The 21,863-nt window shown below is 31.8% G+C and carries 18 protein-coding genes; 5 read left to right on the forward strand and 13 right to left on the reverse strand.

Annotated elements, in window-relative coordinates:
- Positions 1-3: 3 nt before the first annotated feature.
- From BAU23_RS25335 to BAU23_RS25390, 12 genes are all read right to left on the reverse strand, one after another.
- Positions 4-1,458 (reverse strand): sensor histidine kinase, encoded by a 1,455-nt coding sequence (locus BAU23_RS25335; protein WP_000914412.1) that lies wholly within the window; start codon positions 1,456-1,458, stop codon positions 4-6.
- Entirely contained in the window at positions 1,458-2,138 is a 681-nt protein-coding gene (locus BAU23_RS25340) for a response regulator transcription factor (protein WP_071735396.1), read from the reverse strand. Before BAU23_RS25340 ends, BAU23_RS25335 begins: the two co-directional genes overlap by 1 nt.
- Positions 2,139-2,201: 63 nt before the next feature.
- On the reverse strand, positions 2,202-4,049 hold the full coding sequence (locus BAU23_RS25345; protein ID WP_016129902.1) for an FtsX-like permease family protein: 1,848 nt from the start codon (positions 4,047-4,049) through the stop codon (positions 2,202-2,204).
- On the reverse strand, positions 4,024-4,803 hold the full coding sequence (locus BAU23_RS25350) for an ABC transporter ATP-binding protein (protein WP_002128192.1): 780 nt from the start codon (positions 4,801-4,803) through the stop codon (positions 4,024-4,026). The genes BAU23_RS25345 and BAU23_RS25350 overlap by 26 nt, the downstream gene beginning before the upstream one ends.
- 25 nt (positions 4,804-4,828) lie before the next feature.
- Complete coding sequence (locus tag BAU23_RS25355) at positions 4,829-5,587, reverse strand: ABC transporter permease (protein ID WP_000646187.1); 759 nt, start codon at positions 5,585-5,587, stop codon at positions 4,829-4,831.
- A gap of 19 nt (positions 5,588-5,606) precedes the next feature.
- A complete protein-coding gene (locus BAU23_RS25360; protein ID WP_001214556.1) occupies positions 5,607-6,437 on the reverse strand; it encodes an ABC transporter permease in 831 nt (276 codons plus the stop codon).
- Positions 6,434-7,168: an ABC transporter ATP-binding protein gene (locus BAU23_RS25365; RefSeq protein WP_071735398.1), complete on the reverse strand. Its 735-nt coding sequence runs from the start codon at positions 7,166-7,168 to the stop codon at positions 6,434-6,436. The genes BAU23_RS25360 and BAU23_RS25365 overlap by 4 nt, the downstream gene beginning before the upstream one ends.
- A gap of 115 nt (positions 7,169-7,283) precedes the next feature.
- Positions 7,284-7,892 (reverse strand): flavoprotein, encoded by a 609-nt coding sequence (locus tag BAU23_RS25370; RefSeq protein ID WP_001072911.1) that lies wholly within the window; start codon positions 7,890-7,892, stop codon positions 7,284-7,286.
- Positions 7,893-7,917: 25 nt separating this feature from the next.
- Positions 7,918-9,273, reverse strand: coding sequence for a lanthionine synthetase C family protein (locus BAU23_RS25375; RefSeq protein ID WP_001177658.1), 1,356 nt, complete (start codon positions 9,271-9,273; stop codon positions 7,918-7,920).
- A gap of 17 nt (positions 9,274-9,290) precedes the next feature.
- On the reverse strand, positions 9,291-11,174 hold the full coding sequence (locus tag BAU23_RS25380) for an ABC transporter ATP-binding protein (RefSeq protein ID WP_000809627.1): 1,884 nt from the start codon (positions 11,172-11,174) through the stop codon (positions 9,291-9,293).
- Positions 11,146-14,361, reverse strand: a complete 3,216-nt coding sequence (locus tag BAU23_RS25385; protein WP_000627255.1) for a lantibiotic dehydratase — start codon at positions 14,359-14,361, stop codon at positions 11,146-11,148. The genes BAU23_RS25380 and BAU23_RS25385 overlap by 29 nt, the downstream gene beginning before the upstream one ends.
- 86 nt (positions 14,362-14,447) lie before the next feature.
- Complete coding sequence (locus BAU23_RS25390; RefSeq protein WP_000606628.1) at positions 14,448-14,588, reverse strand: gallidermin/nisin family lantibiotic; 141 nt, start codon at positions 14,586-14,588, stop codon at positions 14,448-14,450.
- 239 nt (positions 14,589-14,827) lie between these two features.
- On the opposite strand from BAU23_RS25390, the gene BAU23_RS30345 reads away from it, so the two are divergent.
- From BAU23_RS30345 to BAU23_RS25410, 5 genes are all read left to right on the forward strand, one after another.
- On the forward strand, positions 14,828-15,001 hold the full coding sequence (locus tag BAU23_RS30345; protein WP_001030236.1) for a hypothetical protein: 174 nt from the start codon (positions 14,828-14,830) through the stop codon (positions 14,999-15,001).
- Positions 14,976-15,944, forward strand: coding sequence for a polyprenyl synthetase family protein (locus tag BAU23_RS25395; RefSeq protein ID WP_016129906.1), 969 nt, complete (start codon positions 14,976-14,978; stop codon positions 15,942-15,944). Before BAU23_RS30345 ends, BAU23_RS25395 begins: the two co-directional genes overlap by 26 nt.
- Positions 15,937-18,078, forward strand: a complete 2,142-nt coding sequence (locus tag BAU23_RS25400) for a sensor histidine kinase (RefSeq protein ID WP_001244598.1) — start codon at positions 15,937-15,939, stop codon at positions 18,076-18,078. Before BAU23_RS25395 ends, BAU23_RS25400 begins: the two co-directional genes overlap by 8 nt.
- Positions 18,050-18,658: a response regulator transcription factor gene (locus BAU23_RS25405; RefSeq protein ID WP_000022202.1), complete on the forward strand. Its 609-nt coding sequence runs from the start codon at positions 18,050-18,052 to the stop codon at positions 18,656-18,658. The genes BAU23_RS25400 and BAU23_RS25405 overlap by 29 nt, the downstream gene beginning before the upstream one ends.
- 854 nt (positions 18,659-19,512) lie before the next feature.
- On the forward strand, positions 19,513-20,076 hold the full coding sequence (locus tag BAU23_RS25410) for a GNAT family N-acetyltransferase (RefSeq protein WP_000553354.1): 564 nt from the start codon (positions 19,513-19,515) through the stop codon (positions 20,074-20,076).
- A gap of 319 nt (positions 20,077-20,395) precedes the next feature.
- Here the strand turns inward: BAU23_RS25410 and BAU23_RS25415 are convergent, their stop codons facing one another.
- Positions 20,396-21,064 carry a protein kinase family protein gene (locus BAU23_RS25415; protein WP_002076388.1) on the reverse strand — a complete coding sequence of 223 codons (669 nt, stop codon included), beginning with the start codon at positions 21,062-21,064 and terminating at the stop codon, positions 20,396-20,398.
- Between the last annotated feature and the right edge of the window lie 799 nt (positions 21,065-21,863).

The raw sequence follows: 21,863 nt of genomic DNA on the forward strand, positions 1-21,863 counted from the left end.
GAACTATGACAATTCATAGTTCCTTTTTTCGTTACTAAAAAGAGAATGTATCGTGAATGAAATGCATGCCCCTTGAATCTCATTATTTTCAGCATGAATTTCTCCACCGTGTTTTTTAACCAATTTTTCCACGATATACAAACCAAGTCCATGATGTAGTTGATTTGACCTTGAAAGGTCACCCTGGTAGAATTTGCTAAATAAAAACGGAATATCTTTTGTATTAAATCCAACCCCAGAATCCGAGATAGAAAAAGACATAACGTCTTTTTCTATCTCCACTTGCACATCAATTCTTCCTTTTTTTGGAGTAAAACGAATGCTATTAGAAATAATATTCGTAAGAATTTGATGCAAACGATTCGGATCAAGTGCAAACTTAAGATTTTTTTCTTCTGATTTAATAAGTAAAGTATAGGTTAATTGTATATCTTCATTTTCTGCCAATTCCTTAAACTCTTCAAGCATTTCTGGAATCATTTCAGCTGGAGCTATATTGCAAATCATAAGAGTGAAATCAGGGTTGTCCACTTCAGAGACTCTCCTCATTTCTTCTGTTAAATGCAATACTCTTTCTGTATTATTCTTAATTGTTTGCAAGTAGTGATGAATCCGTTTTTGATTATTCGGCATGGGTTCCATTAATACTTCTACATGAGACAAAATAATAGTTAACGGTGTTCGCAAATCATGTGCAATGGAAGCAACTATATCCCGACGTTCCTGTTCTAATTTCCATTGAACATACAATGAATTTTTTAATTCTTCCTTCATACTATTGAAAGAATCAATTAATATACCTATTTCATTTTCACTTTCATATTTTATTTCAAAGTCTAAATCCTTGTTTTTAATTTTTTGTGAGGCCATTACTACCTCTTTGATAGGTTTATTCAACTGTTTTCCTAAACGCTTAGCTAATAAATAAGAATAAAGCGTTAAAAATATAAAAGGAACAAGAAAAGCAATAATAAATACATATTCTATGTAATAATCAATAGATGCAGCTAATATGTATCGTGCAGCAAGCACACCAACTAGTTTACCATGACTTATAATTGGAATGTATTTTGTAATTAGTTTACCATTTTGAGTAGATGTATTTATTTTATGATACACTTCTTTATCATTTTTCAATAATTCATCGCTTAATGTACCATATAATCTATTTCCATTCGTATTCATAACTTGATAAGTAATTCCTTGCATTGGAATCACTTTCTCTAGTTTTTTTTGATAGGATAAATCTACTATTTTATCCCCATTCATTTCTACAAATTTTTCAATGCTAGGCACTTGTTTTTCATAATGGTTGGCAGGTAAAACAGATTTTTCATTATAAATAAAAAGAAACGAGTATATTAAAATTAACGTACAAACCGTACTGACAATACTTAAAAATATTACAGCTGCAAATGTTAGAATAAATTGGTTTTTCAACGATAATTTTTTTAACATTAACATTTCTCCAACTTATAGCCAACTCCCCATACGGTTTTAATATGGTAAGTTGACATACCTAAACTTAACTTAGCTCTTAAGTTATTAATATGTACTATTATTGTATTGAGATCCCCAACTGCATCCAGCCCCCAAATTTTTTCATAAATTTGTTCCTTAGAAAAGATTTGTCCTAGATTTACCGTTAAAAGCTCTAATATTTTAAACTCTTTACTCGTTACATCTATTTTTACTCCATCAATGAAAACATCATGCTGTGAATAGTTAATGGTCAAGTTTCCTAAGAAACGTTGATTTTGCAAGTTTACACGTTCTCTTTTCTCACGCCTCAAGTGGGCCTCAACACGTGCAATTAGCTCCCTAACTTGGAATGGTTTTGTAATATAGTCATCTCCACCTAAAGTAAAGCCTTTTACTTTATCTATTTCTGAATGTTTAGCACTCAAAAATAGAATCGGGCATTTTATTTGTTCACGAACGACCTTACAAAATTCAAAACCGTCCATTTTAGGCATCATAATATCTAAAATGACTAAATCAACTTGTGTTTTTAAATGATCTAGCGCTTGTTCTCCATTGTAGGCCTTGAGAACTTTATAATCACGATCAGAGAATATATCAGAGAGTACATCTACTATTTCTGACTCATCATCTACAACAAGAATCGTTCCATTCATAAAAAAACACTCCTTTCTAGTTTAGATTAAAAATCTTATTATTTCGTAAAATATATTTTCTTGTTAATTAATATTCTTTTCATGAACAACTTTTTTATAGTAATAGTGGTTTGAAATGAAGAAAAATATCAATTGGAAGACTAAGAAAATAAAAAATATTAATATTATTGAGTAAATTTTAATTCCTCCCAATATATTTTGCAAGGCATAGATTGCTATAAACAGATTTATCCCCCCCAGAATAATTGGTACAAAGAAAATTATAGCAATTTGAACCCTTAATGTTTTTTTTATTTCATTGAAATTCAAACCAATTTTTCTTAAAGAGTGAAATATTTTTCTATCATTAGATATATCTTCATATAACTTAAACCAAAGAAGACTGGATAAAGCAATTAACAAGATAAAACCGATAAATAATGCTATTATCCATAAAACTGAAGTTAATTGAACTGTATTTTCATAATGTAGAAGACGAACACTGGACTGTTCCTTTATCTCTAAAGGGAGTGTCTCAAATAATTTTTTTAGTGCACTATAACCTTTATTATTTTCCTTGAAATCTAATGTGTAAAATGAAACATGTTGAGTAGGTAATGATCCCTTCTCTAATTCATTAAAAGTATCTGCTGGTACAAAAGCTACATTATCTATCCAAGATACCGAGTTAATCGCCTGTTTTTCGACCATATTTTTTACTATCAATTTTGTATTACCGTTATTTGTTTGGATATGCAACTTATCGATATTCTCATTTTTTTTACTAAATAACAGGTTATCTTTTTTTGTTTCTGTCCAGTCCTTTATAAAGAATGAATCTGTTTGTAGTATAAAGGTTTTACCTTCTCCCTTTGATGAATTCAGTAATATACCTTCCCATTTTTTCTTATGAAATCCCTCAACCTCTCCTTTGAAGTTTTTCTCTAAAGCAGATTCTAGTGTATTCTCTTGTTTTTTATCAACAATAAATATAGCTGGCTGTGGGTGGCTATTTCGCATTCTTTGATCATTCAACTCTGAATATAAATATATGGAGCTGATTAATATCATTATCATTGATAAGAGTATTGAAACAAGGAAGATAATTTTAGCATTATAATAAAGCTTTTTCCTTAGACTTATAAATATTAGCATTCGAATGCCATTTAAATGCTTTTTTTCTTTATTGATTAAATAGGATACAGTCCCTACTAATCCGTGCGAACAAAAAAGGTACGTTCCTAATAATAAAAGAGTAGCTACAGGTAGAAAAGAGAATAATAGTACGGGTAAAGATGCATTAAGGATAAAAACATAAGAAATAACCAAAATTAACAGGGAAATAATGAATTTCTTCTTTGAAAACCTAGGTAAATCCTTTGGTTTTCTTGTCTCTTGAAATAATTCCAAAACAGAAATGCGTCCGATTTTATAATAACTACGCAATGAAACAAAAAAGAACAGAACTCCAAACAAAATAACTGTAAAAAAGGTAGCAATTGGAGAGAAGAAATAGGAAAATGACTCGCTTAAGAAGAGCGATTTCCCGATGAAATCAAAAAAGCTTTTGGATAGTACTATACCAATCATAATCCCAATTAAGATAGAAATTGCTCCAATTATCGAATTTTCTAAAACTATGATAATAAATAATTGTTTTTTTGAAGCTCCGAATGTTTTCCAAATACCAATTTCCTTTTTCCGTTCAGTAAGAAAATGGTCATAAGAATATGAAATGAAAAAGCATGAAAATAGCAAGATGATGAATTCACACGCAATTAACAGTTGCTCTATTCCAGAAACTTTTGGATATGCAAGAAATGCTGCGTACATATAAAAAATTGTAACTGATAGAATACAACTTACAAGATACACTATATACAGTGAAAGATTGCGAGTTATATTTTTAAGTGCGAGTGAAAATATTGACATCATTCTCCCCCACTTCTTTAGATATATAGAGTAGTATACGTTGATTGAAACTGAATTGCTTTTCTTCATGGGAACGTTGCATCTCATGAACAATCTTGCCATCTTTCAAAAATATGACCCTGTTGCAAAAACTAGCAGCTACAGAGTCGTGAGTTACCATTAAGATTGTTGATTTATGTGTTTCATTCAATGTTTTTAGTATATTCAATACATCATAAGCAGATTTTGAATCTAGATTTCCCGTCGGTTCATCAGCAAATAACAGATAAGGATCGTTAATTAACGAACGAATAATAGCAGCTCTTTGCTGTTGTCCCCCAGAGATCTCATAGGGATACTTTGGCAAAAGCGGTTCAATATTTAGTTCATTCACTAATGTTTCGAGTTTATCCCTAACACCCTTTTTGCTCCCCATTCTTAAAGCTGCGGGTAGAAGAATATTTTCTTCAATTGTTAAGTGATCTAACAAATTGTAATTTTGGAAAATAAAACCAATATTTTCACGACGATAATTGCTTAATTGATCACTATTCATATTAGTTAAATTCTGTCCCTTAATTGTAATTTCTCCATTTGAAGGAAAATCAAGAGAGGAAAGCACATTTAAAAGTGTAGACTTTCCACTCCCTGAAGGTCCCATAATCCCTACAAAATCTCCTTCATGAACAGTTAAGTTGACATTGTTTAAAACTGGATATTCTTGGAAATTAGTTTTATAAACTTTCTCAATTCCTTTAGCTTCTAACATAATCATGGTAAACCTCCCTTCTATCCTTTTATTAACATGTAAATTCTTTTTTATTCCAAATGCTTATACAAACGCTAACACTAATAATCATGATACCTAGAATCAGGACGTATAAAGTGTTACTTCCTGTGCTGAGAGCATGGAAGATACTTTGAACGGATAATAAAAAGAACGATAACTGACTTATGTACAAGCAGCCGATGTAAATTCCAATCAGAAGGAAAAAGCTAATAACTGCATTTGAAATTATGATACTTATTAAACTAGCAATAGCTAAACCACACATTTGAATAACAAAAAACAATCCATATACTTGTACCGTATAGAATATTGCTTCTATAGAGGTCTTTTGTTGACCGTAGAAAGTAAAAGCATCATCTGCTTTAAAAAACACCAACCCAAGTACTATGCCAATAAAAAGAACAACAAATAAGTAGAGTAATACCATTACAGAAAGAGAAAACCATTTTGACATAAGAAAGGTTAATCGTTGAAAAGGCCTAATTAAAAATAGACGATATGCTCCTGAGTTGTATTCTACATTTAAGCTATTCAAGAAACATACAGGCATGAAAATCAAAGTAATTAAGAAAGAAGATTCCTTTAATAAAAACCATGAAAAATTCCAAGAATTTAGTGGCACTTGTTGCCCATCATTATAAATCCCAACCCCATAGTACTTCAAAAACCAAGCTTGAAGAAAAACAATAACAGTAAAAATCCCCAACATCCATTTACTTTTTTTCTGATTCCATAGTCGTTCCCATTCACTTATAACTAATGCTTTCAATTGAACTCCCTCCTAGTTTTCAAATAAAATAATCTCTTTTCACAAATGATAAGTATGCGAACACTCCAAATAGGAAAATATAAATCGCTTCCACTATAACAATGTAAATGTTTATACTATTACTTGATGAAAGTAGAAATGCTATACCTGTATGCTGAATTTTAACGATTGACATGTACATAAGATGTAGTACAGTATTAGCGCTAATTATCGTTTGGCTAGAGAATTCTAAAATCTGTGGAATTGCAATAGCAAAGAAAATAAAGGCCACCCCTGATCCAAGAGTAATCATCGTACTTCTACTTAACGCCCCTATTAATGTAAATACAGAAACAATACAAATCATAGTAATGAAACATGCAAAGAAATACTTTAAGTTATATAGTATCGCCCCTGCAATAGAAACCTTGGTTTCATCTATAAATGTTATTAATGTATCTACTTTTGGAAAGAATAAATAGCCTGCTATGGAATTAAAAATCCAAAACAAAGTTAAATATAGGAACATGGTAGTTAATATAGTAGCAAGCTTAGCTACAAAAAGTTGTGAGGTAGAAAATGGACGAATCAAAATCATTCTTAATTGTCCATTTTCTACTTCATGCGCTATAACAGTAGAAATCAGTATTATAGCAATAATATTAAACGAAACCACAAGATGCTCAGAAATACTTATTATAGGAAAATTTAAAGCAGTAACGTAATCTGGTCTTCCAGGAGAAGTATGTTGATTCCAGTTTAGATAATATTTAACTGACGCAACTACCATTAAAGGTAAGAAAAACAAGATTATCCAAGTTATTTTTTGCGTCCAAAGCCTTTCAAATTCAGAAATAAAAAGCCCCCTCATGATGTCATCATCTCCACAAACACATCTTCCAACCTTTTTGTTGGATCTGTAATTAACTCTTCTTTCCTTCCTTGGGTGATAAGCTTTCCATTTCTAATTATGACAAGGCGGTCACACATTTGCTGAATTTCATCTAGTAAATGGCTTGAAATAAAAAAGGTTAAATTTTTCTTTTCACGAAGTTCAAGAATTAATTCCCTTAGCTCTCTCATGCCCATAGGATCCAGACCATTGGCTGGCTCATCCAATAAAATAACATCTGGATCACCTAGAAGAGCTTGTGCAATCCCGAGTCGCTGTCTCATTCCTAATGAATAATTTTTAATTTTCACATCTGCATCTTCAGTTAACCTTACAATAGATAGTATTGCTTCTACTTGTTCCAATTGCTCCTTTCGAGAAAGAGCAGGGTATAATCTCGCTAAATTTTGTAGCATTTTTCTACCCGTCATATATGGGAAGAATATTGGTGATTCGATAATTGCGCCCATATTCATCAAAGCCTGTTGTCTATTTTGATTTACATCTTGACCACTTATTTTTATGACTCCTTTTGTCGGGCGAATTAATCCTGTAAACATACGCATAACAGTTGTTTTTCCTGCCCCATTCGGCCCCAGAAAACCACAAATATCTCCTTTATATATTTTAGTTGAAAAATCATTTACTATTGTCTTGCCACCTACAGTTTTTGTTAAGTAATTTGCTTCTAAAACTATTTCATTATTCATATAAAATCCCTCCTTATGGACTAATATAGAAGACAAATATTAAAAAAAAATAAAGAAAAGAAAAAAAATAAAGAAAAGAATAAAGAAAAGAAAAAAACTCACAATAATGTGAGTTTTAGTACATTTCAACCGTTTCATGTACAGTTACTGACTTTCTTTTCTCAAATTCCTTAAAGAGTATATGCAATACTTCTTGATTATTAGGTAAAACATAGTTCGGTTTCAAAGACATAGTCGCAATTTCAAAAGCTGTTGTTTTCAAAGGCGGAATCACTATATGATCATATTCTTTTAAAAGTTTAACATTATTCTGAACTACTTTTTTCTCCCACATTAATTTGTTCATATTAGGAAAAAAGAGAACTGGTTTATCATGAGCAAGAATGACTGTACTTAATAAATCATCAGCTAAACCATGAGCTACTTTTGAAATAGTATTTCCTGTAGCTGGTAATACCATTAGTAAGTCTGCCCATCTAGCCAATTCCACATGACCTGGTTTACCACTTAGGGTAAGTTCCTCATCGATAAATACCTCATTACAATATAATTTCACGGTTTCTGCAGGGATAAGTTTTATTGCACTTTTTGTCATGATAACCTTTACTTCACTAAAATTCGCTTTCAATATAGCTAAATATTGAAAAATTCCAGCTACTGCAATAGAGCCGCTTACTCCTACTAATATTTTCTTAGAATTAAGCAATTGATTCATTTGGTTCATACTGTAACATCCTCTCAATTCTTGATTAGGAAATTAGAAATACTCCGTCCCACCATGGTTCCTCTATTGCGCTTAGACTTAATAATGTTAAAAGTACACCACTTACACCTTCCAATAGTCCTACCTTGTTTAGCTCGTTTGAAGTCTGCTCATTGGATTGTAAGTCTTTAAAGCCAAATGGTGCTTGAGGATCATATGCATCCATTACATAATCTATTAATTTTGTAATGGATTGCATCGATATTTCCCCGTCTTCATCTTTTGCCATCCTAATAGACATTTGTAATAATCCCGCTCTTCCATGACAAAATGTTGGAGACGATAAATCCCATTCTTCCTCACTTTGTAAAAGTGTATCTTGATAAGAACTTAATGCAACTTTCATGGCCTTCTGATCCTTCAAGGATCTCCCAGCCAGATAGAGAGCTCTTGCTACTCCTGGATTTCCATAGCACCAGCCTTTTCGCTTCGGATACACGTGGTATGATTGGTCATTGACCACTTCTTTAAAACTAAGCCTCGCAGGCCACGAACCTTCATCTTGCCATTTTATTAGCCAATCTATCATTTTACGAATCGCTTGCTTTTGTCCAGGAACTTCAATTCCTTGTTCGATAGCCAACGCCATCAAGGAAAGTGGGCCAGGCATTCCATGAGCATGGCCGCAATTGAAATTCCCATCCGGAAATAGTATCTTATCTGTTTCCAAAAACTGATTGGTGTACGGTACGTACCAACCAGGTAGAACTTCTCCATTCACCTCAATGTCATTAGACATATTAATAAAACAATTGAGAATTTGTTTGAGTGCTTCCAAATTTGATTCAAGTTGAATATTTTGCAGCAAATAACGCCCTACTCCAGTAGCACCTTGGATAGTATCGTACATAAATGGATGAACACCACATTCTTCTTTCCCGTAGTTCAATACAAGATGTAACTGCGAAAGTACAAATTCATTTAACTTTTGCAAAAATATATGATATCTTTCATAGTTACGCGAAGCATATGATGTCGCATACGCAATACCAGAAACACCGCCAAACATAGAAATACTATTCACACCTTGTTTTTCTATTGCCTTTTGTATTTCTACCAAGTGACTATGTGCAATAAGATCCCATCCCTCTTTTGGAAACTGTCGATCTAATTCTGCAAATAACATTATAGTACCTGGATAGCCATGGGATAAAGTAATGGGGTCCCATGGATGAAGTGTTCCTCCATTTGGTATATTATCAGGCTCCATAACAATTTTTTCTACATACATCGGATCCTTTAATTGCTCTGCTATATCACGAACTAACTTTAATGCTTTATTTCTTTTTTCAATACTAATTCCCTGTAACCAAAATGACTTTTTTTCTGTAGTTAATTGCATAGTTTTCTCCTCTCTAATTAAACATTCACTTGAATTTTGGAATAATCTATAAAGTTTTTAGCTTGTAACTCAAATAGTCTTGCGTATATTCCTTTTATCTTTAATAGTTCATTATGAGTACCTAGTTCCACGACTCTACCTTTATCAAGGACCATAATTTTTGTAGCATGCCTTACAGTTGAATACCGATGGGATATAAAGAGCCCCATACAATTCTTTGTAATTTCTTTAAAATCTCTAAAAACCTCTTCTTCTGCTTCTGGATCTAATGCGGCAGTAGGTTCATCTAGAATATATAGGCTCGCATCCCTCATGTATGCTCTTGAAATGGCGATTCTTTGCCATTGCCCTCCAGATAACTGAATTCCGTTCGCAAAAGTTTTCCCAAGTTGTGTATCCATTTGGTTAGGCAAACTATTAATCATCTTTAATGCTCCAGATTTTTTAGCAGCAGCTTGTATAGCCATTACTTGATCGGCTTTTTTATAGTCACCATAGCCAATATTATCTTTAACATCTAGTTCATATCTAACAAAGTCTTGGAAAATAGCACTAATCTTATCCTGCCATTCGTTTGTACTGTATTGATGAATGGGTTTTCCATCTAATAGAATAATCCCTTCAAAGTCCGTATAAAGTTTTGTAATTAACTTTACAATCGTAGATTTACCCGAACCATTAGATCCGACAAGAGCCAATGTTTCACCTGGTTTTATGTGAAAATTCACTTTTTTTAATGTATACTCTTTTTGACCAGGATACTTAAAAGAGACATTTATAAATCGAATACCTTTTTCCTCAAAAGAGATGCTATCTAAATAAGTATTGTCTCCATTATTTGAAACATCCCTTTCTTCAGGAACGTCCAAAAATGAGAATAGTTGAGTCATATAAAGATTGTTTTGGTGCATATTAAAAATCATATACATTAATTCATTAGATGTTTTTTGTGTAGTATTTACAGCTTGAAAATAAGCGATAAGACTTCCAATAGCAATAATCCCTGTTACAGCATCCATAACCACCATAAACTGCACAAACATTACAAAAGCCACGCTGATTAATTGAAAAAATAGGTCAATCCTCATCTTTTTTAAAAGCAGACGTCTATCTTGCAGATAAAATCGATTGAACATATTTGAATAATTTTTTAGAAGTAAATTGCCCAATCCAAATAATTTCACTTCTTTTACTGTGATGTCTGTCGTTAGCAAATAGTAGTAGTAAAATTGTTTTCTTGTTTCTTCGGCACGCTTATGACTAATTAAAAAAATTTCTTTTCCAATTTTCATGATTGACCAGGAAGAGATTAGTGGTAATAGAATTAAAATTAGGGTAAACTGCCAGTTCCAAATCATTAAGATACCGGAAATAGAAATCACAGTTATTCCACTTTTTATAATCCCCATAAGTTCTTCAAAAATAGCAAATGGTTTATATGTGGAATCTTGGCGCGCCCTTTGAAGTTTATTGTAAATTTCTGGGTTCTCGAAACTGGAATAAGGTAATCTTTTTGCTTTTTCTATTAATTTTACATTGATTTTATTAGAAAGAAGATTTCGGTAAAGCTGTTTATATGTTTCCAAAACTGATCCTGTAACACCCGTTAAAATTGTAACTAGTGCAAAGGCTATAAAAAACGGTAAAACATGAGTAAAATAATCATCCTTGTACCCATTCTGGTAGATGTTTTGTACTGTATTAACAAGGTATTGGATTGTCAAAATCAATGCTGCAGGTAATAATCCATTTAAAAAATTTAAGGTAAGCACACAGAAGAAATATCCTCTGTGCGTTTCCCATAAAAGTTTAAATAAACCAGGCCAATAATGAAAAGACTTTAAAATATTTGAAAATGATAGTTTCTCATCTTCAGGTGTGTGATTGAGTATCTGTTTCATTCTGATTCCTCCAATATCGCTGGCTTGATAAGATATGCCGCGTAAAGGCAAGTGCTTTTTTTTCTAGTTCCCGATTAGCTCCCAATAGTCGATTACAATGCATATGAATAATTGCTCCCATAATTGTTTGCTGTTTATTCCAGAGCTTGTCTTCATTTTTATATTGTTTAATACTGGAAACATATTCTTTTAATGATTCTCTCCGAACTAATAGACTTTTATAAATCTCTAGTCCAATTGATGAATTGTAATTACGTAAATTATTCCAATCACCTTCAGGATTTCCAATGTTACTTAATAATTTTCTCATTGGTCTAAATTCATCCATGAATTCATATTTATCTGTATTTCTTTCAATAGTTTCCAATTGTTGTTCATAAGTTAAACCAAAATTCTCCATAATCTCAATTATGTTTAAGGATGCCAGTGCATGTACTGGCAGTTCAGCTTGTTGTCCGATCACATTAAGAAGCATTGTTACTGACCTACTATCGTAATGGAAGAAATTCTCGGCCAATTCTATCAGATACGGACCACCATATCGCTCTACTTCTCGTTCATACGTATCAATCGTCATTTTGTGAATAAATCCAGAGTTCATTAAATTATTTGCCCAATCCCTTAAATGAGTAAGAACAGATGCATTCAACTTCTTGGGATCTCCATAAAATCGCAAACGAATATGAGCATCTGGATCACGATATCGCATGAAGAACCATGATTGAGCCAAACCATTTTGTACAATATTATTAGCAAATGATGTCATATATTTTGAAATAAATTCATTTTCTCTTGCTTGTGGAACATATAGCTTAACATATAGCCATTCACTTCCGGGCAAACGATAAATCATTTTCTCACTAACCATCTCTTTTTTTCCGTCTTCAACAGCTCCTAAACTCTTCCTTTTAGCGACATCGTTCATTTTTTTCAACGGAAATACAACTTCCATTGCATGACTACCCAGCGGGCTGCTAAGGCAATTTTTATTGATGTCATGTAATGATTCCCTCAACTGTAATCTACCCTGCTTAAAAAGTTCATTCTTTAATTCTCGAAGATGAAGAATATTTTCAAGATCAATTAAAATTCTATTGTCACTATACGTCATAAATACATAGCGTGGAACAGCCCATTTCACTCTCCATTTTTCAAATAGGATTAAAAATTCATCATCACTTTTAGGTTTATTTTTCATACCAATAGTTTCTCTATTTAACTTCCAAATTGCAGGAGACAGAATGATATTTTTGTAACGAATCCTTGGATAATAAGGTGAAGATGTCATATTACCCCAATTGAATGTTCTCCAGTGGTCTAAATCATTTAGGGAAACTTCTCTCATAAAGCGATAAATATTAGGGCCACTTTGGTAATTTAGTACATTACCAGCTACCACCTTAATTCTTTTCCCTAATTTTTTAGATTTCAGATAAAAGTTTTCTAATGATGCTCCAACGACAATATCATCAATTGGAATTTGCAAAGTATCTTCATCTCCATTTGTTCCAAGGGTTACAGTTACTTCTCTTGTAGTTTTTCCAATTGCCACATTCGCTGAACGGCCAGTTGCCGGAAGAAAACTTCCCTCTACCATAACGACATCATTATTAAATTGATGGTCAATCTCCACTTCTTGTTGCTGAATTTCACGTCTAACATTTGGATCTAAGATATCTAAAAATCGACCAAATGTGCTTCCTGCTGCATGAGACCCTGGATTTGGGCTTAGGCATAAATTATACTTTCCATTGTCTAATTCCTTTTGCGAAGTAGCATACAATTCTCCATATACTTCAAATGAATCTGGAGCGTATCGAGTATCTTTTTCTATTCCAATTCTGCTAATTATTTCATCAGTAATTTCAATTTCTTTTTGCTGATTATGAATAGCTTCAATAAGCATATATGATAATTGGACATTACGTTCTTCATCTAAAGGCGGCGTAAAATTTTCTCCATCCCTATTTCCTTTTGGATTTTTATATGTCGCGGGTGCTCCAAGCCCTAATTCCTCACTTAAAAGTTCTACCAATGGAACCTCCCTAGTTGTTCCGTATTTTTCTAAAAATTCAATATGATATTTTTGGAGATGAGGAAATCCAACTCCGCTATCGGCTATGCTCCATAACACTTGAGCTGCTTTACTAACATCATTTGCTACGTTTTTTCCTATAGCTAAATCATGCATATTTAAAGCGAAATCTACTTGAAGAGGCGTTGAAACTTCATAAATCCCCTTCATTAATAGGATAAGATCGTTGTATATAGAAAGCCCCTTTCCAAGCTGTAATTGATCATAAACAAGTATTAAATCTTTTACCTTCAATAAATCTTCCCATATTTGATTTTCACCAACTCTTACTTTTAACTTGTCAATCACATAATCAAATGGGGAGTCATATGTAAGTGGCGGTCTTAGCTCAGTTATAAGGTATTCTTGCTCTACCAACTGGAGAATAAAGTTTTCCATTACCTTTATATCTGTGCCTGGATAGTCATTATTCAACTTTTGGAGAAGCTCTTTCACTGTAATATGTGTTTCAGCTAAATCTAAAACTTTCTTAACAACTTCACTATATGTAATTGAAATATTTTCTTTTTTCTCCATATCTTTCTTACGAAGTTGTCCACATTCAGTTGAAAAAGGTAAATATAGGCGGTTTCCGACACGATAAGTAGCATGATTTTTACTAACCATTAAAAATTGGAGAATACAAGGATTTTTTTCAAGTGATGAAACCACTCCCAATAACCATTCCATATCAGGCCGAGTTCTTTTCTTAAATTGTTCAAAATGGCTCATTTCAAGTAAAGATTTTTCTTTAAACTCTCCGGATGCTACCCCGGAAAAAGCTCCAAAAGGTGTTGGGCGTGTTGTCATTCTTAACATATATCGTAATACAGAAGATATTACTTGTTGTGTTTTCCTATTACTTAAATCACCATGTATATATTTAAGAGATTCAAGCAATGAAGGACTTGCAATGGCAATGGCTTCCTTAATGTAATCCATTTCTGCATATTCCCTTAATTTTTCAATCAATAATTCTTGATCCTTAATTTGATATAGTGCGTTAAATGGTAAAAACGGGGATCTAATCATAAAAAATGGTAGAGGTTCAAATATATTATTACATGCGGTTTTATTTGATGTATGAATAGTCTTCCTTTTTTCTGTAATCATTTGGAATCTTCCCTTCTGTTCTAATCAAATATTATAATAGGAGAAAAAGAGGGACACATCTGTGTTCCCTCTTTTTGGGCATTCAATTAGCAACAGAAGCTATTGAATGAACCTGTGTTTCCACAGCCAGGCGTACAAGCTGAAATACTTGTAATTTGTGGATCTACATCACCTGAAGCTGTTGTTACTTGAACATCTAAATCAAAAAGGTTTTTTTCGTTAATCATTTTCTTTTCCCCCTAAAATTTTTATTAAGACGTTATGTCTTATGTGTCTAATTTATCAGATAAATATCCTAGTAGAATCCGTATATTCCGCAAGTTTATATTGTAAATTCACGCATAATAAAAAAAATATATGTAAATTAAGTATTAAAAATTTAAGGACTATATTGAAAATATCCCGTTTTTATTGTATTTTTTTATATAGAACTAAAATACAGAATATTTGGAAAGAGGGTTTTTTTATGAATAAAGCAATATGGGAATTTTTAATGGAGATGAAAAAAAACAAACTTACCTTTGAAACTTATGAATTATGTCCTTCATTGGAGACACTATCAGTTGAAGAGCGAATTGTATTAGATGAGTATGCAAAGGATTTCCGGGTGAAAATTGATGGTGGAAATCAGTGGGTTTAAAGATTGTTTAATCAATCATATTGATTACCATATCTCCTACCGTAATCAAAGTGATGAATCTGAAATACTTCTACTTATTCAGAAATGTCTTTCTCATAAAGGAAAGATTTTAAATCCTGAATCTTCTGGCTTCTCATGGGGAGAGCTATATCTAGCTCTTTCTTTTTTGACCAAACGACAACCAATAACAAAAAGAGAATTAGATAAGGCAATGGGGGTTGAATTTATCTTTTTATCAGCGGATATAATAGATGATTTGTGTGATGGAGACGTATTAGATCCATTATATTTTAAAAACGAATATCCTCGTTTTTTGTTAGTTTCTCAATATTTACTTATGCAAGGACTGATATACTTAACTTATAAGACAAAAGATACTGCAACACGAGATCTTCTCCAACAATTGATACATTCGTGTTGTGGAGAATGGAAAGATATCCAATTTTGTTTTTCAATAGATAAAAAAATAATTTTAAGTGAAGAAGAATATATGAAACTTATTGAAAAGAAATCTGGTCTACTCACAGAAATTATCTTTCGAACTATTAATCCTGAAAATAGATTTTTAAAAGAAATCACATCTTATATAGGGATAGCTGGTCAGCTAAGAAATGATGCTAATGATGCCATGACAGATAATAAAAATGACCTTCAGGACTTAAAGGCTTATCTTCCTTTTTTAAAAGCTTATGAATATAGTTGCAAAACACAGGATAATTTTTTTGAAAATTTAACGGATAAACAAATATCTTCTTCACCTGAAGTTCGGGCATTAGTCCGGGATTACATAGAACAATCTGGAGCACTACACTATTGTCGTATCCTATCTCAACTATATTATAGAAAAGCATTTGCACTCTTAGAAATGCATTTTGTTCTTTCTAAAGACGAAATGACTTATTTTCAAATGATGGTTATGGGCAGAGGTCACTCCTATGCGTAATATTTGGTTCTGTATACCTTTAAGCATTTTATATTTATTAATACTTTTAATAAATAACTACTATTTTCACTCTAGTAATTTTAAAGAAAGCGTTAACTCTTTATTAATTAGTCATTTTTATATGATCAGCGTTATTAGTCTTATTTTTTTTACTATAGGATTAATTAGCTTTTTAAAAAAAAGACAATCTATTGTAGCAAAAAAATTCTTTTCTCTAACATCAGTCTTTGGGATAGCTATTTTAACATCCTTATTATCTAGCTATGATATAAATATTTTTAAAGCTATAGAGGTGAGTAGTATTTTTATGCTTTCTTATCTCTTAATAAGTTTTTTCTCTAATTTCCCTGTATCTACCAAACCAAAATATGTAAAAATATTCAACCTTGTATCATTTGTAATTTCAACAGGATTGACAATTATTTATATAATTTTTTGTTGTTTTGGATATATGTCTAACAATAATTTTAGCTTTTTATTTAAAGTTTTACTAATTACTAACCTATTTCTGAGTATTAGCATCTGTGTTTTTCTTGTTTCATTACATTTACGAGAAAATAATCTTAAGGTGAAAAGTCAATTATATATTCTGATTTTTGGTATTATTCTTAGTTTTTTACCTATTGTTCTACTTAATCTGATTCCCGGTCTACTTTTTGGGGAATCTAAAATTCCATTTACATATTGTTTACCTAGTATTATTATATTTCCTTTAACTATTTCTTATTTATTAATAAAGCAAGAAGTTATCGAATTTGAGATTAGAATTTCTAAATGGCTAACAAACTTACTCTTTTACTTGCTCAATTTCTTATTTTTTAATTTTTCAGTTGAGCAATTCATAGATTTGTCACAAAAAGAAATATTTATACTATGCAGCTTAAGTGTATTATCTGTTGTACTCTCTGTATATATATATAAACTTATTCTCTCATTATTTAGGTATTTAAACATAAAAAAGGATGCACAATCAGGTTTACATAAGATTGAGCTTTTTCAAACACTCTCGAAGGAAAAACATGCTAAAGAGCTTGCGAAATTAGTCGGACAGCTTATTAACCAGATGTTTAACATTAACGGCGTTTCCGTAATATGGAACTCAAATAGTATTTATCATTCATTATATGAGACAGGTATTTTTCAGGATATGGATAAATTTGAGCTGTTTAACCAATTGAATCAACTTGAACAGAATTACTTACTAAAGGAAGGTACTACTCCAATTCATATTCAGTTTGAAAAATACCACTTAATTTGTTTTCCAATACTCATTTACCAAGGCATGCAGGGAGCTATTATTATTGGTGAAAAAAATGATTATACATTATTTAAACCTCAAGAAATTAATGAACTTGAAGAGGTTGTAATAAACTCGGCAAATTTACTATTAAGTGTTAATACTCTCAATAGTAATAAAAAAGAAATTCGAAAAGCAAAGGTAAAAGCTCAAAACTGGAAACAATTTAATTATCAGATTATTCAATCTCTAGAGAGTGAAAGGAAAAGGCTTTCGATTTTCTTACATGATGAAATTCTTCAAATTCTTATTTTGCAATTAAACGAAATAAGAATGCTTCAGACCAAAAGAAACTTTTCTATAGACATATTAAATTCAATGGATGAGCAACTTGAAGATATTATCTATAGTATTAGAAAAATGTGTCATAATCTTCACCCTATTATCGTAGAAGATTTAGGTTTAGAAGCGAGTTTACACACACTAAAACGCGAGTTCGAATTAAATTATCGCATTCTCATTCATATACAATTTAATTGCAAATTAAAAATTCTCTCGAAAAATATCGAAATACAGATTTATCGTATTATAAAAGAGCTACTGAATAATGCTATAAAGCATTCCAAGGGGAATAATGTTCAAATACATATCATAGAAGAAAGAGGCTGCTATGTTTGTACTGTAGAAGATGACGGCATAGGCTTTTGTGTTCCGAACAGTTTTTCTGAATTTAGTACAAGCAACCACCTTGGTCTAATGACCATCCAGCGTCAAATTTCCGAGTTGAACGGAAATTTGAGGATATCTTCTGAAAAAGAACATGGAACATTAGTCACATTTACCATACCAGTAAATTGGGAGGAAAATAATGAGTATACATACACTACTAGTGGATGACCATTTGTTGGTTATGCTAGGCATCCAAAGACTACTAGAATCTGAGGAAGATATTGAGGTGATTAATACCGTTCACGATCCTTCCATATTAATTAAAACTGTGGAAGATACCCGTCCTGATGTAATTGTTACAGACATCAGGATGAAGCAGTATAATGGTATTGAACTTACAAAAGATTTATTGTCAAAATTTCCGGATGTAAAGGTTGTAATTCTATCAGGATATGATCATGAAGAATATTATAATGCGGCCTTTGAAGCTGGAGCAAGTGCATACATTACGAAAGAAAGATCAGCATTTGACCTAGCTAACGCAATTCGTCAAAGTCACATGGGATATATACTATTTTCTAAGAATCAGATTATAGGAAATAATATTGAAGCACTAACTTCTGCTGAACAAAGAATATTACTCTTAATCTCAAAAGATAAAACAAATTATGAGATTAGTACGGACCTTTCAATCAGTAAAAGAACTGTAGAATATCACATTTCTTCAATTATTAGAAAACTGGGTGTAGATTCAAGAGTTGGAGCAGTCGTAAAAGGGATTAAAAAAGGATTAATTGAAGGTTTTTAAGGATAAGGGGACATTGCAGAACTGTTATGTCTAAAAGTTTATTGATAAATACAGAGAAACAGAATCATAGTATATAACCACCAATACCTGCAAATGAAGAAATAGGACTCATGATTGGGTCCTATTTCTTCATTTGAGATAACTTTAACCAGATAAAAATTACAATCTTTTATTATATTCATAAATTCCCTCCCCATTATATTTTAAATTCATTCTGTATATGTTCCCACCACATTTCTCTCAGGCTGGAAAAGCAAAATCTTGCTCAAAATGAAAACACGCCATCCTTTCCTATGATTCTACAGAAAGAATAGCGTATTTATTCATTTTAGGGGGATTTTATTTTGTTAGCTTGATAGCGATGTGACGCTACCCCATTATGCAAAAGACAAAAATTGGAAGATAATAGATGAAAAATAATAATTCCTTATTCAACTAACGCATGCATGAGTTGAATAACCTAAGGCTGCTTCGGTAGCCATTTTTTCGTACCAACTGGCAGTTTAGTTTTCAATATGTGAAAAGGGATTTCTAAGTGATGAATTGAATATATATTTATTGTTTACTAATTTTTGGGATGTCCCTTTATGGGAGATAAGTTTTACTGTATTGCTGTATATCAAGTTCTTAATGAAGAAAGACTAGGAGCTTCGCACGGTTCTATAATAACTTATAGTGATGCTGTGACAGGATTTCTTGTTAGTGAGATAGGGTATTTTTTAATTTATTTATTATAGTAACGTACCACGAAATTGCAACTCTCGTCCTCAAGAATTATTTCTTTTGGGTGAAAGTTTTTTTATTATATAAGTTTCATTCTGTCATAATTTAAAGTTTTCGAGAGGAGAAATGATATGCATCCTATTTTATTAGATGTTCCGTTACAAATAGAAACAGACAGACTAATTCTTCGATCACCACTTCAAGCTGGTGACGGGAATGTCGTACACCAAGCTATTAAGGATTCAATTAGTGAGTTAAAGCAATGGTTGCTTTTATTCCAGTCAATCCCCACTGTTGAAGAAACGGAAATTATCCTGAGAAATGCCCATATAGATTTTTTAAAAAGAGAAAGCTTTCGCTATCTTATCTATCATAAGGATACTAATGATTTTATTGGAACTGCTAGCCTTCACCGAATTAATTGGAAGATTTCTAAATGTGAAATCGGATACTGGATTAACACGCAATTTAGTGGCAATGGATATATGACAGAGGTAGTAAGTGAGTTAACAAACCTTGGATTTCAGTTACTTAAATTTAGAAGGATTGAAATAAGATGTGAATCTACTAACACGAAAAGTCGTGCGATCCCTGAAAAACTAGGTTTTGAGCTTGAGGGGATATTACGTAATGAAGATCTTTCAGCTGACGGTAAAAAACTAATTGATACCTGCATCTTTGCAAAGGTAAATTAGGTTAAAATTTTAATACTCAATTGAGTCTGTGTACATAGTTTATCCCCTTCTAATCCGTTATTGTGATTTGTTTAGAACTATAGTACATCAATATGTTTAAAATGTAATGTACTGAAATGGGTATTTTCTATTAAAACAAGAAGATTTACTTCTCATAATAATATCAGTATTATATACAAATGTTACAATCATTTTATAAATAAATTGCTTCATGAAATGATAAAATTAGGACCGTACATATTAGACATATCTAAAATGTACGGTCCTTTTGTTTACTAGTGGTTCACTTATCTAACCTAAAGATACGTATGTGGGCCTTTTACAATTTGAATTTCTTTTTAAGCTTCTTATATTTTCTATATGAACGTCTAACAATGTTTAACATGAAATATGGTATTTTAACAGGGAAAGGCAATCTATAAATAAAAGGCAAGTAAAATGTAAAATACGCCTTTTCTAAGTCTCCCCACTTACTATCTTCTTTTGTTTTTAAGAAATCAGATACATCGACTACATATCCCCTTCCGTTTTCCATCATCACATTTTTCCCGTGAACATCACAAGGAGTTAATCCTTGCTCCCTTGCATACTCTATAGCCTCATTGATATCAAGGATTACCTGCTTAGGAATTTTAATCCCCTTATGGATAGCATCATATAAGGTAATTTCTTTTAAACGTTTCAATACTATGAAATTTTCTCCTTTATATATAAGCTTTGAATAAGAAGGATGATTTCCGATTCTTCGGTATACTTCTGACTCTTTTTCAATTCCTTCTCCTTCTCGCGCGTAAACTTTCACTACCCAATCTTTGTATTTTTTGTGCATAAATACTGCGGCATAATTACCTGTCCCTAAACACTTCCAAAGTCTAGGAATATCTTTAACTACTACAGGTTCGAATTCATCCTCGCTTCTTATGCTTACCTCTTTTAATAATTCGTCCTTTATCAATCTCACAAAACTATTTATACTCATCATTTCCACTCCGGTTTTGCTAAAAGGTGTACTACCCCATACCCATCAAGTTAAAAAGTACATCCTTCCCTAATACGAAAAAAATGAGCAAACTTCACTAAGTAACTAACTTTAGAGAAATTAAATTTTCATTTAGGGGGGGTACTTCAAAAACCTTAAAATGGATATTCTACGCAAATATATACTATTGATACAATATGTTAACTTCACATGATTATATTATACAAAAACTCAGCAAATACCGTTACAAAAAGTGTACAAGCTACATTTATTAATAATATACAACTTATACAAGTTGTTCAATGAAGAATATTTCGCAGATAAAATTGACTGTTTTAAACCAGAAACTTTTAAAAATTCACTCCCATATACTCAAGGAGTTAACGAATGGATTGGCTTATTTTTTGCCTAAGGAAATAGATTAGCAGATGGAGAAAGCACTGGGTGCACTTTATGTGTACTGATTGTTCAGAATGGTGAAATAACCGATTCCCAAGCTAATATTGTTGTCACTGATGAAGCAGATCATTTGTTACTTGCTCATGAAATCGGACATGCACTATTTGCTAGAATAGTAAGGAACAATATAGAAAGCACAGCACCTTGTTGTCAAAATGATCCTACAGGTCATAGTAACGAAGAAAATGATCTAATGCTTCCGATAGTACCAGCAATTCCTAATCCTATTCTCACACAAAAAGAGGTAGAAAAAGTTCTGCAAAGCCCTAAAGCTTTTTATGTTCAATAATTAATATAAAAAAGAGGACAAGAAAATTCTTACATCACAATTTTCTCCCCTTTCTCTACT

Source organism: Bacillus nitratireducens (genome assembly GCF_001884135.1).
Lineage (GTDB): Bacteria > Bacillota > Bacilli > Bacillales > Bacillaceae_G > Bacillus_A > Bacillus_A nitratireducens.

What these genes read in the sequence shown, in the direction of transcription:
- BAU23_RS25350 (WP_002128192.1), bottom strand. Translation starts at nt 4,803, where the DNA reads ATGATTATGTTAGAAGCTAAAGGAATTGAGAAAGTTTATAAAACTAAT.
- BAU23_RS25360 (WP_001214556.1), bottom strand. Translation starts at nt 6,437, where the DNA reads ATGAGGGGGCTTTTTATTTCTGAATTTGAAAGGCTTTGGACGCAAAAA.
- BAU23_RS25365 (WP_071735398.1), bottom strand. Translation starts at nt 7,168, where the DNA reads ATGAATAATGAAATAGTTTTAGAAGCAAATTACTTAACAAAAACTGTA.
- BAU23_RS25335 (WP_000914412.1), bottom strand. Translation starts at nt 1,458, where the DNA reads ATGTTAAAAAAATTATCGTTGAAAAACCAATTTATTCTAACATTTGCA.
- BAU23_RS25410 (WP_000553354.1), top strand. Translation starts at nt 19,513, where the DNA reads ATGCATCCTATTTTATTAGATGTTCCGTTACAAATAGAAACAGACAGA.
- BAU23_RS25340 (WP_071735396.1), bottom strand. Translation starts at nt 2,138, where the DNA reads ATGAATGGAACGATTCTTGTTGTAGATGATGAGTCAGAAATAGTAGAT.
- BAU23_RS25375 (WP_001177658.1), bottom strand. Translation starts at nt 9,273, where the DNA reads ATGCAATTAACTACAGAAAAAAAGTCATTTTGGTTACAGGGAATTAGT.
- BAU23_RS25390 (WP_000606628.1), bottom strand. Translation starts at nt 14,588, where the DNA reads ATGATTAACGAAAAAAACCTTTTTGATTTAGATGTTCAAGTAACAACA.
- BAU23_RS25400 (WP_001244598.1), top strand. Translation starts at nt 15,937, where the DNA reads ATGCGTAATATTTGGTTCTGTATACCTTTAAGCATTTTATATTTATTA.
- BAU23_RS25405 (WP_000022202.1), top strand. Translation starts at nt 18,050, where the DNA reads ATGAGTATACATACACTACTAGTGGATGACCATTTGTTGGTTATGCTA.
- BAU23_RS25380 (WP_000809627.1), bottom strand. Translation starts at nt 11,174, where the DNA reads ATGAAACAGATACTCAATCACACACCTGAAGATGAGAAACTATCATTT.
- BAU23_RS25345 (WP_016129902.1), bottom strand. Translation starts at nt 4,049, where the DNA reads ATGTCAATATTTTCACTCGCACTTAAAAATATAACTCGCAATCTTTCA.
- BAU23_RS25370 (WP_001072911.1), bottom strand. Translation starts at nt 7,892, where the DNA reads ATGAACCAAATGAATCAATTGCTTAATTCTAAGAAAATATTAGTAGGA.
- BAU23_RS30345 (WP_001030236.1), top strand. Translation starts at nt 14,828, where the DNA reads ATGAATAAAGCAATATGGGAATTTTTAATGGAGATGAAAAAAAACAAA.
- BAU23_RS25385 (WP_000627255.1), bottom strand. Translation starts at nt 14,361, where the DNA reads ATGATTACAGAAAAAAGGAAGACTATTCATACATCAAATAAAACCGCA.